This window comes from Isoptericola sp. Y541, assembly GCF_059445465.1.
Genome location: NZ_JCAIUJ010000009.1, coordinates 121,786 through 135,526 on the forward strand (window position 1 = coordinate 121,786; position 13,741 = coordinate 135,526).

Annotated in this window: 13 protein-coding genes and 1 pseudogene; 10 read left to right on the forward strand and 4 right to left on the reverse strand. The window is 71.7% G+C overall.

Going from position 1 to position 13,741, the window contains the following annotated elements:
* Positions 1-169 precede the first annotated feature (169 nt).
* A complete protein-coding gene (locus AC1C2V_RS17845) occupies positions 170-766 on the forward strand; it encodes a GNAT family N-acetyltransferase (protein WP_495390984.1) in 597 nt (198 codons plus the stop codon).
* A gap of 33 nt (positions 767-799) precedes the next feature.
* Here AC1C2V_RS17845 and AC1C2V_RS17850 read toward each other — a convergent pair whose 3' ends face one another.
* Positions 800-1,549: a lysophospholipid acyltransferase family protein gene (locus AC1C2V_RS17850; protein WP_495390985.1), complete on the reverse strand. Its 750-nt coding sequence runs from the start codon at positions 1,547-1,549 to the stop codon at positions 800-802.
* A 129-nt stretch (positions 1,550-1,678) separates the two neighbouring features.
* Between AC1C2V_RS17850 and AC1C2V_RS17855 the strand changes: the two genes are divergently transcribed.
* Positions 1,679-2,233 (forward strand): hypothetical protein, encoded by a 555-nt coding sequence (locus AC1C2V_RS17855; protein WP_495390986.1) that lies wholly within the window; start codon positions 1,679-1,681, stop codon positions 2,231-2,233.
* A gap of 49 nt (positions 2,234-2,282) precedes the next feature.
* On the opposite strand, the gene AC1C2V_RS17860 is transcribed toward AC1C2V_RS17855, so the two are convergent.
* Positions 2,283-3,227: an ROK family glucokinase gene (locus tag AC1C2V_RS17860; protein ID WP_495390987.1), complete on the reverse strand. Its 945-nt coding sequence runs from the start codon at positions 3,225-3,227 to the stop codon at positions 2,283-2,285.
* 237 nt (positions 3,228-3,464) lie between these two features.
* Between AC1C2V_RS17860 and AC1C2V_RS17865 the strand changes: the two genes are divergently transcribed.
* The 3 genes from AC1C2V_RS17865 to AC1C2V_RS17875 are packed head-to-tail and all read left to right on the forward strand — an operon-like array spanning position 3,465 to position 7,351.
* Positions 3,465-5,276 (forward strand): AMP-dependent synthetase/ligase, encoded by a 1,812-nt coding sequence (locus tag AC1C2V_RS17865; protein ID WP_495390988.1) that lies wholly within the window; start codon positions 3,465-3,467, stop codon positions 5,274-5,276.
* Positions 5,277-5,333: 57 nt separating this feature from the next.
* Positions 5,334-7,076: a DEDD exonuclease domain-containing protein gene (locus AC1C2V_RS17870; RefSeq protein ID WP_495390989.1), complete on the forward strand. Its 1,743-nt coding sequence runs from the start codon at positions 5,334-5,336 to the stop codon at positions 7,074-7,076.
* A complete protein-coding gene (locus AC1C2V_RS17875; protein WP_495390990.1) occupies positions 7,070-7,351 on the forward strand; it encodes an Lrp/AsnC family transcriptional regulator in 282 nt (93 codons plus the stop codon). Before AC1C2V_RS17870 ends, AC1C2V_RS17875 begins: the two co-directional genes overlap by 7 nt.
* A 32-nt stretch (positions 7,352-7,383) precedes the next feature.
* Here the strand turns inward: AC1C2V_RS17875 and trpD are convergent, their stop codons facing one another.
* Positions 7,384-8,451: an anthranilate phosphoribosyltransferase gene (gene trpD, locus AC1C2V_RS17880; RefSeq protein ID WP_495390991.1), complete on the reverse strand. Its 1,068-nt coding sequence runs from the start codon at positions 8,449-8,451 to the stop codon at positions 7,384-7,386.
* A 62-nt stretch (positions 8,452-8,513) separates the two neighbouring features.
* Positions 8,514-8,945 carry a response regulator gene (locus tag AC1C2V_RS17885; RefSeq protein WP_495390992.1) on the reverse strand — a complete coding sequence of 144 codons (432 nt, stop codon included), beginning with the start codon at positions 8,943-8,945 and terminating at the stop codon, positions 8,514-8,516.
* Positions 8,946-9,209: 264 nt separating this feature from the next.
* Here AC1C2V_RS17885 and ctaE point away from each other — a divergent pair, with 264 nt between their 5' ends.
* The 5 genes and pseudogenes from ctaE to AC1C2V_RS17910 form a co-directional block, all read left to right on the forward strand.
* Positions 9,210-9,863 (forward strand): aa3-type cytochrome oxidase subunit III, encoded by a 654-nt coding sequence (ctaE, locus tag AC1C2V_RS17890; RefSeq protein WP_495390993.1) that lies wholly within the window; start codon positions 9,210-9,212, stop codon positions 9,861-9,863.
* A 67-nt stretch (positions 9,864-9,930) separates the two neighbouring features.
* Positions 9,931-10,710, forward strand: a complete 780-nt coding sequence (gene qcrC / locus AC1C2V_RS17895) for a cytochrome bc1 complex diheme cytochrome c subunit (RefSeq protein ID WP_495390994.1) — start codon at positions 9,931-9,933, stop codon at positions 10,708-10,710.
* The gene (qcrA, locus tag AC1C2V_RS17900; RefSeq protein WP_495390995.1) at positions 10,707-11,759 is read left to right on the forward strand and encodes a cytochrome bc1 complex Rieske iron-sulfur subunit; all 1,053 of its coding nucleotides are present in this window, start codon (positions 10,707-10,709) and stop codon (positions 11,757-11,759) included. Before qcrC ends, qcrA begins: the two co-directional genes overlap by 4 nt.
* Complete coding sequence (qcrB, locus tag AC1C2V_RS17905) at positions 11,756-13,462, forward strand: cytochrome bc1 complex cytochrome b subunit (RefSeq protein WP_495390996.1); 1,707 nt, start codon at positions 11,756-11,758, stop codon at positions 13,460-13,462. The genes qcrA and qcrB overlap by 4 nt, the downstream gene beginning before the upstream one ends.
* A gap of 170 nt (positions 13,463-13,632) precedes the next feature.
* Positions 13,633-13,741 (forward strand): annotated as a pseudogene (locus AC1C2V_RS17910) (superoxide dismutase); the annotation flags it as partial.

Here is a 13,741-nt window from a genome sequence, read left to right on the forward strand (position 1 = left end):
ACAGGTGCTACCTCTCGGTGGGGGACGAACAGCATGCCCATCCTAGGAGCACCGGGTCCCGCGGCGGGGCGACCGTCCGCCGGACGACCCGGCGGCGGCGCCACGGCCTGTCGCGTGCGATGATGTCTGAGAGCCTCCCCGCCTGTCCGGCGTCGGGAGGCTCTTGCGTATGACGAACTCTCGACCCGTGCCCCAGGCCGCCCCCGACGCCGCCCTCGGCTCCCCCGCGCCCGATGCCCCAGCCCCCTTCGGCCCGATTCGTGTCCGCCACGCGACGGCGGCCGACGGCGACGTCCTCGAGCGGCTGTGGCTGATGTTCCGCCACGACCTGTCCGACGTCACCGGCGAGCTGCCGAGGGTCGACGGCCGCTTCCGCGACGAGCGGCTCCGCACCGCGCTCGACGACGGCCGCGCCGCCGGCTGGAGCGCGCACCTGGCCGAGTCCCGCGACAGCCGGCCGGTGGCGTTCGCGCTGGTCCGCGGGCACGACGGCAGATCCGACAGCGGCGCCCGCGTGCTCTCCGCGTTCTTCGTGGTGCGGGCGGCACGACGCCACCGCGTGGGACGACAGTTCGCCGGCGACGTGCTCCGGACGGTGCCCGGCCCGTGGGAGATCGCGTACCAGGACGCCAACGCCCCCGCCGCGGCGTTCTGGCCACGGGTCGCGACCGACGTCGCGGGCGAGCGCTGGTCGCTCGAGCACCGCGCCGTCCCGGGCCGCCCGAAGCTGCCGCCCGACGCGTGGCTCCGGCTCACCGTCAGCTGAGGAGCCCGCCGCCGCAGGGGCCGGCGGCCTCCGTCAGGCCTCTGGGGCCGGCTGTGTGGGCGGCTGCTCGGGCGGCTGCTTCGGCGGCTCCGGGTACTGCGCCGCCGCGGCGAGGCGCGCCTTCATCGTGGCGGCGTACATGTCGACGTACTCCTGCTCGCTGAGCCGCAGGATCGCGTACATGATCTCGTCGGTCACGGACCGCAGCACGAACCGGTCGCCCTCCATCCCGCGGTACCGGCTGAAGTCGAGCGGCTCTCCGAAGACGATGCCGATCGGCATCGGTCGCGGGATCGCCCGGCCCAGCGGCTGGGCCACGTCCGTGCCCACCATCGCCACGGGGATCACGGGCGCTCCCGACTCGAGCGCCAGCCGGGCGACGCCGGTCTTGCCGCGGTAGAGCCGCCCGTCGGGGCTGCGCGTGCCCTCCGGGTAGATGCCGAACAGGTCGCCCTCGTCCAGCACCCGCAGCCCCGTGCGCAGGGCCGCCTCGCTCGCCTTGCCACCCGCACGGTCGACGGGGATCGTGCCGACGCCGCGCATGAACCCGGCCACGACCCGGCCGCGGACGCCGCCGCCGGTGAAGTAGTCCGACTTGCCCAGGAACTGGACCTGGCGGTCCAGCACCAGCGGGAGCACGAACGAGTCGATGACGGCGAGGTGGTTGCTCGCCAGGATCGCCGGACCCGAGGACGGGATGTTCTCGACGCCCTTCGTCCAGGGGCGGAACGCCAGCCGGAGCCACGGCCCTACCAGCACGTTCTTCATCACCCAGTAGAACAACGGTCCTCCTCGCCCATCGTCGGCCCATCTCAGCAGCGCCCCGGTCTGCGGTCCGCCCGCGAAGGTCCGTGGCGCGGGCGGGCGTCGCCGCCGGTCACGAAGCATCGCCCACGACAATAGAGTGAACCCATGCCCGCACCGAACCCGGACGCCGAACCGGACCTGCCGGACGACGACCTGCCGGACGACGCCGTCGAGGCGCGCTGGGCGGACATCGTCGCGCAGCTCGGCTCGCTGGACGGGCCCTCGGCACGGGACGACGCCACGGGCGAGGCCACCACCACGGCGTTCGGCGCCGACGGTTCGGTCGCCGACGGTTCGGTCGACGCCTCGGACCAGCGCTCGAGCACCGCGCCGCCCGCCGTGGGGACCGGCCCACGAGACTGGCCCACCACGCCCGAGGTCGAGGCCCTGGATGAAACGGAGTCTCATTTCACGCCGCCGGAGCCCGAGCCGGTGCTCTCCCGCGACCCCGTGTTGACCCTCGCGTGGGCCCTCGTGATCGGGATCCCGCTGCTCACGGTGGTGTCCGTCGTCGTGCGCGCCGCGGTACCCGGGCTCCTCCTGCCCGCCTGGTCAGGGCCGGTGGCCGGCGGGCTCTTCCTCGCCGGGCTCGGGGTGCTGCTCTGGCGTATGCCGCACCGCCGCGACCCCGACGACCACGGCACGGGGGCCGTCGTCTGACCCGTCCCTGACGGCCGGCGCGGCGTCCGGCACCACGACCGGACGCGGATCAGCTGCGTGCGAGTTCCGCGGCGCCGATGATGCCGGCCTCGTTGCCGTGCTCGGCCAGCTCGATCTGGGCCACCGGGCGGTGCCCCAGCGCGGAGAGCTGCGCCTCGTACGCCTTGCGCACGGGGAGCAGGAGGTGGTCCCCCGCCGCGCCCACGCCGCCGCCGATCACGAAGAGCTCCGGGTCGAGCAGGGCGGCGACAGACGCCGACCCCTCGCCGATCCACCGGCCCAGCGTGGCGAGCAGCTCGAGCGCGAGCCCGTCGCCGTCCTGCGCCGCCTGCGTGACGTGCGGCCCCTCGATGTCGTCGACATCGCCGCCGGCGAGCTCCAGCAGCCGGGCGGCGCGCACCGGCTGGGCGATCGCGGCCTGCTTGGCGTCCCGCACGAGCGCCGTGCCCGACGCGTACTGCTCCCAGCAGCCCTCGTGCCCACAGCCGCAGTAGTGCCCGCCGGGCACCACGCGCATGTGCCCGACCTCGGCGGCCACGCCCCACTTGCCGCGCACCAGCTCGCGGTCCACGACGATCGCGCCGCCGAGCCCGGTGCCCACCGTGAGCATGAGCATGTCGGTCGCGTCGCGGGCCGCGCCGAACCGGAACTCGGCCCAGCCGGCGGCGTTGGCGTCGTTCTCCACCACGACCGGGACGTCGAGGTCGAGGAGCCCCTCGATCCGCTCGGCGAGCGGGTACTCGCGCCACGCGATGTTCGGGGCGAAGAGCACCGAACGGCGGTCGGGGCTGACGAAGCCGGCCGCGGCGAGGCCGATGGCGCCGACCTCGTGCTCCTTGGCCAGCTCGGCGCACGCGTCGGCGATCGCGTGGTCGATGCTCGCGACGTCGTCTGCGACGGTCTCGCGCCGGACCTTCGCCAGGATCCTGCCCGCCTCGTCCACCACGCCGACGGCGATCTTGGTGCCGCCGATGTCGACTCCGATGGCGTGCATGCAGGAACCTCGCGTTCTGTGTCAGGACGCCCCGTCCGCACGGCGCATCTCCCCGGTCGCCCTCGCAGGACGGGAGCGCGCGGTGCGCGCATGGACCAGAATAGCCATCAGGACCATGGAGGTGCGACGCGCGACCGTCACCGAACCGTGTCCCAGATCTCTCCTGAGACCCGGTATCGTGACGGCCGGGGAACGAGCCCCTTGGCCAATGCACTGAGCATGGACGATGGAGTCAGCATGGACGAGATCACCACCCCGCAGGCGGTCGAGCTGCCTGCGACGTCGAACCTCAACGATCTCCTCGCCACCCGCGTGGCGAGGGACCCGCGTGCCGCCCTTGCCGAGCGCCCCGCCGGCGACGGCTGGGAGACGGTCTCCGGGGCCCAGTTCGACGCCGAGGTGGTGGCCGTCGCGAAGGGCCTCGTGGCGAAGGGCGTGCAGCCGAGCGACCCGGTCGGGATCATGGCACACACGAGCTATGAGTGGACGCTGCTCGACTTCGCGGCGTGGGCGGCCGGCGCCGTGCCCGTGCCGATCTACGAGACGTCCGCCGCCGAGCAGGTGGAGTGGATCCTCACCGACTCGGCGATCACGGTCCTCGTCGTCGAGGACTCCGGCCTGGCTGCGACGGTCGCCGAGGTCTCCGACCGTGCCCCGGCGCTGCGGGAGGTGCTCAGGCTCGACGACGGGGCCATCGCCGCCCTGACCGCCGCCGGTGCGGAGGTCCCCGACGAGGAGATCGCGCGCCGCCGCGGCCTGGCGGACCTCGCCGACGTGGCGACGCTCATCTACACCTCGGGCACCACCGGCACCCCCAAGGGCGCCGAGATCACCCACGGCAACCTCGCCCTGCTCGCGGTCAACGGCGTCGCGGCGGCCCCCGAGGTCTTCAAGGACGGCGGGCGCACCCTGCTCTTCCTCCCCCTGGCCCACGTCTTCGCCCGGTACATCGAGATCCTCGCGATCGCGAGCGGCACCGTGCTTGGCCACTGGTCCGACCTCAAGACCGTCACCGCGGGACTCGGCGCGTTCCGCCCGACGTACATCCTCGCGGTGCCGCGCGTCTTCGAGAAGATCTACAACGCCGCCGAGCAGAGCGCCGCCTCCGGCGGCAAGCTGAAGATCTTCCACTGGGCGGCCGCGACGGCGATCGCCTACTCCCGCGCCCTGGACACCGCGGGCGGGCCGTCGCCCTGGCTGCGGCTGCAGCACAAGGTCGCGGACGCCCTCGTGTACACCAAGCTGCGTGCCGTGCTGGGCGGGCAGGCGCAGTACGCCGTCTCAGGCGGCGGCCCCCTGGGCGAACGTCTCGGCCATTTCTTCCGCGGGCTCGGCCTCACGATCCTCGAGGGCTACGGCCTTACCGAGTCCACGGCCCCCACCAGCGTGAACCGCCCCCAGGCCACCAAGATCGGGTCGGTCGGCCTCCAGCTGCCCGGGTGCAGCGCGAAGATCGCCGCGGACGGCGAGGTGCTGCTGCGCGGGCTCCAGGTCTTCCGCGGCTACCACAACAACCACGAGGCCACCACGGAGGCCTTCGAGGAAGGTTGGTTCCGCACCGGCGACCTCGGCGCCCTCGACGACGACGGGTTCCTCACCATCACGGGTCGTAAGAAGGAGATCATCGTGACGGCGGGCGGCAAGAACGTCGCACCGGCGATGCTCGAGGACCGCATCCGTGCGCACGCCCTGGTGAGCCAGTGCGTGGTCGTCGGCGACAACCGCCCGTTCATCGGTGCCCTGATCACCCTCGACGCCGAGGGCCTGCCCGGCTGGCTCAAGATGCACGGCAAGCCGGAGCTGACGCCCGATCAGGCGGCCACCGACCCGGACGTGCTCGCGGCGATCGACGCGGCCGTCACCCGGGCCAACCAGGCCGTGTCGAAGGCGGAGTCGATCCGCAAGTTCGCGGTGCTGCCGGGCGACCTCACGGTCGAGAACGGCTACCTCACGCCCAAGCAGAGCGTCCGCCGGCACATCTTCGTCAAGGACTTCGCGGCCGAGATCGACGATCTCTACGTGGACACCCGGCAGAAGTCCGCGAGCTGACCGAGCGCTGGTTGAGCGTTCTCGTCGTTGTCGTACCCCGTGACTAGGTTGCGGGACATGCCGAGCACCACCTCCGTCCAGCCGTCCTTCGAGGACCTCGGCACCCCGCTGCGGGACGTCACGTTCGTCGTCGTCGACCTCGAGACCACGGGCGGCCGGACGGCGGACGGCGGCATCACCGAGATCGGCGCGGTGAAGGTCCGCGGTGGCGAGGTGCTCGGCGAGCTGCAGTCGCTCGTGAACCCCGGCCACGCGGTCCCGGCGTTCGTCGCCCGCCTCACCGGCATCACGACCTCGATGGTGGCCACGGCCCCGTCGATCGAGCTCGTGCTCCCGAGCTTCCTCGAGTTCGCCCGGGACGCCGTGCTGGTGGCGCACAACGCGCCGTTCGACGTCGGCTTCCTCCGGGCCGCATGCGAACGCCTGGGGTACGAGTGGCCCGGGTTCCGCGTGGTCGACACCGTCCCGCTGGCGCGACGGGTCGTCACGCGGGAGGAGGCCCGGAACCACAAGCTGTCGACCCTGGCGGCGCTCTTCCGCGCCCGGGTCACACCCGACCACCGCGCGCTCGCCGACGCCCGCGCAACGGTCGACGTGCTCCACGCCCTGTTCGAGCGGCTGGCGCCCCTGGGCATCACGCACCTGGAGGACCTCGCCACCGCGGCCGACCCGGTGCCCCCGGACGTGCGGCGCAAGCGCACCCTCGCCGACGGGCTCCCCGAGGCGCCCGGCGTCTACCTGTTCCGCGGGCCAGGCGACGAGGTGCTGTACGTCGGCACCTCGACGAACCTCCGCAAGCGCGTGCGGTCGTACTTCACCGCCGCCGAGAAGCGCGGCCGCATCACCGAGATGGTACGGATCGCCCACGCCGTCACGCCGGTCGTGTGCGCCACGCCGCTCGAGGCCCAGGTGCGCGAGCTGCGCCTCATCGCCGAGCACGCGCCGCGCTACAACCGACGTTCCAAGCATCCCGAGCGCCAGTCCTGGGTCCGCCTCACCGACGAGGCCTACCCGCGGCTGTCCGTCGTGCGCGACGTGCGCGCCGGCACGCCGCACATCGGCCCGTACCCGTCACGACAGGCCGCACTCGCCGCGGTCGAGGCGCTGCACGACGCACTCCCGCTGCGGCAGTGCACCGCCCGCCTGCCTCGGGTGACGCGGACCGCCGGCAGCCCGTGCGCGCTGGCGGGGATGGGGCGGTGCTCGGCGCCCTGCGTCGCCACGGAGGACGCGGACACGTCGTACGACGACGTCGCGGCCATGGCCCGCTCGGCGCTGACGTCGGACCCCTCCGTCGTCGTCGACGCCCTCGCGGCGCGGGTCGGCCGGCTCGCGGCGCAGGAGCGGTTCGAGGAGGCCGGGCGGGTGACGCATCGGCTCCGCGCCTTCGTGCAGGGCGCGGCGCGCGCCCAGCGCCTCGACCCGGTCGCGCGGTGCGCCGAGCTGGTCGCGGCGCTCCCCACGGCCGCGGGCGGGTGGGAGCTCGTCGTCGTGAAGCACGCACGCCTGGCAGCGACGGCGGTCACCGGGCCGGACGAGGACCCCCTGCCCGTGGTCGACGCGCTGCGGGCGACGGCGGAGGACGTGCCCCCGGCGGTGCCCCCGGCGCCGGCCTGCCACCCCGAGGAGGCGGCGCTCGTGATCGCGTGGCTCGAGCAGCCCGGCGTACGCCTCGTGCACGTGAGCGGCCCGTGGACGTGCCCGGTGCGCTCGGCCGCCGCGCACGTCGACCTCTCGACGGTCTCGTCGACTGTCGCAGGCACGGTCGCGGGCAGCGTGGCTACGATGACCGCATGCTGACCGCGATCGTGCTCATCGACACCGAGGCCGACCAGATCCCCGAGGTCGCCACCCAGGTCACCGACCTCAAGGGGATCAGCGAGGTCTACTCCGTCACCGGCAAGGCCGACCTGGTCGCCATGGTGCGGGTGCGCGAGCACGAGGAGCTGGCCGACGTCATCGCCGACGGGATCAGCAAGATCCCCGGCGTGGTCCACACCGAGACGCTCATCGCCTTCCGCACCTACTCCCACGTGGACCTCGAGCAGGCGTTCGCCCTCGGCCTCGACGACTGACCTCGACGCCCGGCACGGACGACCGGCACCTGTCAGGCCCGCGTCGCGGCCACCCAGCGCTCCAGCACCTCCGCCGCGGCGCCGTCGTCCACGCTGCGGGCCGCGTGCCCGAGTCCAGCGGCGAGCCGCTCCGCGAGCGACCCCGACGCCGTCCCCGGCAGGCTCCCGTCCGCCACGACCGCGGCCGCGGCGTTGAGCAGCACGGTCTCCCGCACCGCCCCTTGGTCCGTGCCGTCGAGCACGGCGCGCGCCACGCCCGCGTTGTGCTCCGCGTCGGCCCCCCGCAGGTCGGCCACCTCGATCCGGCGCAGCCCGAGCTCCTCCGCCGCGTCGAGCCGCTCCTCACGCACCCGGCCCTCGCGCACCTCCCACACGGTGGCGCCGCCGGTGGCGGCGAGCTCGTCGAGCCCGTCGTCGCCGCGGAACACCAGTGCGTCGATACCCCGCGCCGCGAACACCCCCGCCATCAGGGGGGCCATCCGCGCGTCCGCGCACCCCACGGCCGTCGACCCGGGCTGCGCCGGGTTGGTGAGCGGGCCGAGGAAGTTGAAGGCGGTCGCGATCGCGAGGTCGCGCCGCGCCACCGCGGCGTGCCGCATCGAGGGGTGGAAGAGCCCCGCGAAGCAGAAGGTGATGCCCACCTCACGGGCCAGGGCCGCGACCCGTCCCGGTTCCTGGTCCAGCCGGACCCCCAGCGCCTCGAGCACGTCGGCCGAGCCGGACGAGGAGGACGCGGCCCGGTTGCCGTGCTTGACGACCCGCAGGCCGGTCCCCGCGAGAACGACCGCGGCCATGGTCGACACGTTCACCGTGCGGTGACGGTCGCCACCCGTCCCGACGATGTCCACCGTCCGGCCGGGGACCTCGATCCGCGTGGCGTGCGCGAGCATCGCGTCCGCCAGCCCGGTCAGCTCCGCGGCGGTCTCCCCCTTGGCCCGCAGCCCGACGAGGAAGCCCGCGAGCCGGGTCGGCGGCACCTCGCCCGACATCACCTCGTCCATGGCCCACGCCGTCTCCCGGGAGGTCAGGTCGCGCCCGCCGACCAGCTCGGTGAGGATGCCGGGCCAGGTGGGTTCGGATGCCGGGTCGGTGGTGGCCACGGTGGTCCCTTCGGTCGGTGCCGAGCACCCGCCGACGGGGACGTGTCGCCCCGGTCGGCGGGTCAGGCGGCTGCGGTCAGGAGGCCGGCCACGGTGCGCTGCAGCTCGATGGCGTCGAGCGGCCGTGCCACCACGGCGTCGGCGAGCGACCACGATGCTAGCCACCCGTCGTCCGGCCTGCCGGTGAGGACCACGACGGGCGGGCAGCGGTACACCTCGTTCTTGAGCTGCCGGCACAGGCCCATGCCGCCGGCCTTGTCCGTCTCGCCGTCGAGCACCAGCAGGTCCCAGCCTCCGCGGTCCGCCGCGGCGACGAGCGCGGCGGCCGTCGCGACCTCGGCCCACGCGATCTCGGGTGCGTGGGCCCGCAGCCGCGGGCCGACGGCAGTCCGCACCTGCTCGCGGACCGTCCGGTCATCGCTGTACAGCAGCACCCGCGGGTTCCTGCCCCCCGGGGCCGGGCTGGTCGGGCGCTGGGTCGTCTGTTCCGTCATCGAGGCTTCCCTTCAAGGACGTGCACGGCTTCGGGCACGGACAGGACGCCCGTTGCGACCGCGCGGCCCTCGGACGTCGATGTTTGCTGGCATCGTGGCACACCCGCGTCACCTCGGTCAGCCGCCAAACGTGGTCTTTTACTGGCACTCTCCCTGAATGCGTCATCTCGTAGCGGCAGAGTGGCGAGTTTCCGCAGATCCTGTGGACATGGTGTTCGCGAAGCGCCCGCCCGAGTGGCTCGAAGCGACGCTATATCGGCCATAATGGCTCACGTGTCGACCGCAACGGCTGCTGCCCCCCATGCCCACCAGCACGTGAGCGTCAACCGTCCGAACCCCGTGTCGGTCGGGACGATCGTCTGGCTCGCGAGCGAGCTGATGTTCTTCGCGGGCCTCTTCGCGATGTATTTCACCGTGCGCTCGGTGATGCCCGAGGCCGAGTGGGCCGCCGAGGCCGAAAAGCTCACCGTCACCCTCTCCGCGATCAACACCACCGTGCTGGTGCTGTCTTCGGTGACGTGCCAGATGGGCGTGTGGGCCGCCGAGCGGTTCAAGCCGGCGCGCACCGGTTCCATCCTGCAGGTCAACCGGTGGGGCATGAACGAGTGGATGACGCTCACCTACCTGATGGGCGCCTTCTTCATCGGCGGCCAGATCTTCGAGTACACCGAGCTCGTGCACAACGGCCTGACGATCTCCTCGAGCGCCTACGGGTCGGTCTTCTACCTGACCACCGGCTTCCACGGTCTGCACGTCCTGGGCGGGCTCTTCGCCTTCCTGTTCCTGCTGGGCCGTTCGTTCGCCGCCCGAAACTTCGGCCACCACGAGGCGACCACCGCGATCGTCACGTCCTACTACTGGCACTTCGTCGACGTGGTGTGGATCGCGCTCTTCGCGGTCATCTACCTGTTGCAATGAACCCCCAGCCGGCGTCGGAGCCGGCCTCAGACCCTGCACCTTCGATCTGCGAGACGAGGATCATTTCGTGAAGGCACTCGCCGCCCGCAGGCACCACCGGCTGGCCCCGGTCGTGCTGCTGCTGCTGGCGCTGCTGGTCACGGGCGGCGTCTACGCCGCCCTGGCCCCGAGCCCTGCCCAGGCCGACACCGCCAGCACCGCGGATATCGAGACCGGGAAGAAGCTCTTCCAGGCCAACTGCGCCACCTGCCACGGCAAGAACGCCGAGGGCACCTCCCAGGCTCCCTCGCTGATCGGCGTGGGCGCGGCCGCGGTCGACTTCCAGGTCTCCACGGGCCGTATGCCCATGCAGATGGACGGCCCCCAGGCCGAGGCCAAGCCCCCGCAGATGAATGAGGAGCAGACCGCCGCGCTCGCCGCGTACGTCGCGTCCCTCGGCGCCGGGCCGGCCATCCCCACCGACGTACAGGTCGACGGGAGCCTGGGTGACCCCGCCAACGGTATGGCCCTGTTCCGCACCAACTGCGCGATGTGCCACAACGCCGTCGGCGCCGGCGGCGCCCTCTCGGAGGGCAAGTTCGCGCCACCGTTGTTCGACACGTCGAGCCGCAACGTCTTCCAGGCCATGCTCACCGGCCCGCAGTCGATGCCGGTGTTCAACGACGCCAACATCGCCCCCGACGAGAAGCGCGACATCATCGCGTTCCTCGACGTGCAGGACGAGGGCTCGGCCGGCGGCCTCGCCCTCGGTTCGCTCGGCCCTGTCAGTGAGGGCCTGTGGGCCTGGATCATCGGCATCGGGCTGATCATCGGCGCCGCGGTGTGGATCGGAGCAAAGTCCTCGTGAGCGAGAACCAGAACCCCCAGGGCCCGTCCCAGGACGTGACCCAGCACGACGGCAACGGGACGGTCGCGCAGACCGACCACTTCGCCGACCCCGGGGTCCCCCCGCACAAGCACCGCCTGGCGGACATCGACCCCAAGGCCGCGAAGCGCAGCGAACGGATCGTCGTCCTGCTGTTCGCGATCTCCTGCCTCGGCACCATCGCCTCACTGGTCGCCTACTTCGCCGTGCGGCCGGACGGCACCACGCCCGGCGTGCGCACCTCGACCGTGCTGCTCGGCGTCGCCCTCGCCGTCTCCCTGTTCGGCATCGGCTTTGCAGCCGTGCACTGGGCCAAGACGCTGATGTCCAGCAAGGAGTACGTCGAGGAGCGGCACCCGAGCAGCAGCTCGGACGAGGTCCGCGGGGTCGTCGCCACCCAGTTCAAGGACGGGCTCGAGGACTCCGGGATCGCCCGGCGCCCCATGCTCAAGGGCGCGGTCGTGTCCGCGCTCGCCCTGTTCCCGCTGACCATCGCCGTGCCGCTCGTCTCGAGCGTCGGCGGCAACTGGGACGTCGGCAGCTTCCGGTACACGATCTGGAAGAACGGCCGCCGGCTCGCCTACGACCCGTCCGGCCGCCCGATCAAGGCCTCCGACCTCACCGTCGGCTCCGTGGCGCAGGTCATGCCCGACGTGTCCGCCGAGGAGCGCGAGTCGCACGAGTGGATCACCGAGAAGGCCAAGGCCATCGTGCTGCTCGTGCGCCTCGACCCGCGCGATCTCAAGCGCGACCAGCGCGAGGGCGCGTCGTACGACGGGATCGTCGCCTACTCGAAGGTCTGCACCCACGTCGGGTGCCCGGTCGCCCTCTACGAACAGCAGACGCACCACCTGCTGTGCCCGTGCCACCAGTCGACGTTCGACGTCGCGGACGGCGCGAAGGTGGTCTTCGGTCCGGCCAAGCGCCCGCTGCCGCAGCTGCCCATCACCGTCGACGACGAGGGGTATCTTGTAGCTGAGGACGACTTCAACGAGCCCATCGGTCCGAGCTACTGGGAGCGCCTGAAGTGAGCACGACGACCACTCCCCCCACTGCAGCGGCGGAGCCGACGACCGCGATCGGCAAGACCGCCGACTTCCTCGACCAGCGGACCAAGATCGGCGTGCTCGCGAAGCAGCTCGTCCGCAAGGTCTTCCCCGATCACTGGTCCTTCATGCTCGGCGAGATCGCGCTGTTCTCGTTCGTCGTGCTGCTCATCTCCGGCGTCTTCCTGGCGATGTTCTTCGACCCGTCGATGGCGCTGACCACGTACCACGGTCCGCCGGTCACCATGGACGGCCAGCTGATGTCCGTGGCTTTCTCGTCGACGCTCGACATGTCGTTCGAGGTGCGCGGTGGCCTGCTGATGCGGCAGATCCACCACTGGTCGGCGCTGATCTTCGTCGCCGGCATCGTGGTGCACATGATGCGCGTGTTCTTCACCGGCGCGTTCCGCAAGCCGCGCGAGCTGAACTGGCTCGTGGGCACCACGCTGCTGATCCTGAGCCTCCTCGCCGGCTTCTCCGGCTACTCGCTGCCGGACGACGTGCTCTCCGGCAACGGCCTGCGCATCACCGACGGCGTCATCAAGTCGATCCCGATCATCGGGTCGTACCTGTCGTACTTCGTCTTCGGCGGCGAGTTCCCGGGCGAGCACATCATTCCGCGCCTGTTCACGGTGCACATCCTGCTGGTGCCTGCGTTGATCCTGGCGCTCATCGGCGTGCACCTGTTCCTCATGGTGCTGAACAAGCACACCCAGTACCCGGGCGGCGGCCGCACCGACAACAACGTCGTCGGCTACCCCGCGGTCCCGGCGTTCGCCACGAAGATGGGCGGCAACTTCTTCATCATCTTCGGCGTGCTGGCCCTGATGGGCGGCACGATGGCGATCAACAACGTCTGGAACTACGGGCCGTACGACCCCTCCCCCGTCTCAGCAGGCGCTCAACCTGACTGGTACATGCTGTTCCTCGAGGGATCGCTGCGCCTCATGCCAGGTCAGGCCGAGATCGTCACGTGGGGCGACTACACGCTCTCGCTGAACATCCTCGTCCCGGCGGTCATCATCCCGGGCCTGTTGTTCACGTTCCTGTTCGTGTATCCCTTCGTGGAGGCGAAGGTGACCGGCGACCACCGCGAGCACCACGTGCTCGACCGGCCCCGCAACGTGCCCACCCGCACCGGCCTCGGCGTCGCGTTCCTCACGGCGTTCGTCATCCTGGCGCTCGCCGGCTCGAACGACCTGATCGCCACGCAGTTCTCCCTGTCGATCAACACGATCACCTGGGTCTTCCGCGTGCTGTTCTTCGTCGGCCCGGTCTTCGCCTTCTGGATCACGAAGCGGATCTGCATCGGCCTGCAGCGCAAGGATCGCGAGCTCGTGCTGCACGGTCACGAGACGGGTCGCATCGTGAGGTTCGCGAACGGCGAGTACATCGAGGTCCACCGCCCGCTCGACGACCAGGAGCGCTGGCTCCGTGTGAACTACGACCCGCACCGCCCGCTAGAGATCGAGCCTGCGACGGACGCTCGTGGCGTCAAGCGCAAGGGCTACAAGGAGGACCGGCGCTGGCAGAAGCTGTCGCGGTTCTTCTACGAGGACCGAGTGGAGCCGGTGACCCCGGCCGAGCTGGCCGCGGCGCATGCGCACGGCGAGCACGACGAGCTCGAGCCGGCCCACGACACCCCCGAGCTGGTCTCGGGGTCTGGAACCGTCGAGCGGGAGCACTGAGTCTCCTGCAGGCTGGAACGGTGGCCCGCGCACCTCTCTCCCGATCGCTCGGGGTGGTGCGCGGGCCGTCGTCATCCCCGGCCGGTGAGCCCGACCGGTCGTCCAGCGCTCGACGACGTCCCACCGCACGCCGGCTACGACGTGCGGCAAGCAACCGGAGGTAACTCAGCATGGCTGTCTACACGCTTCCTGACCTGCCCTACGACTACAGCGCCCTGGAGCCGCACATCAGCGGCAAGATCATGGAGCTGCACCACGACAAGCACCACGCCGCCTACG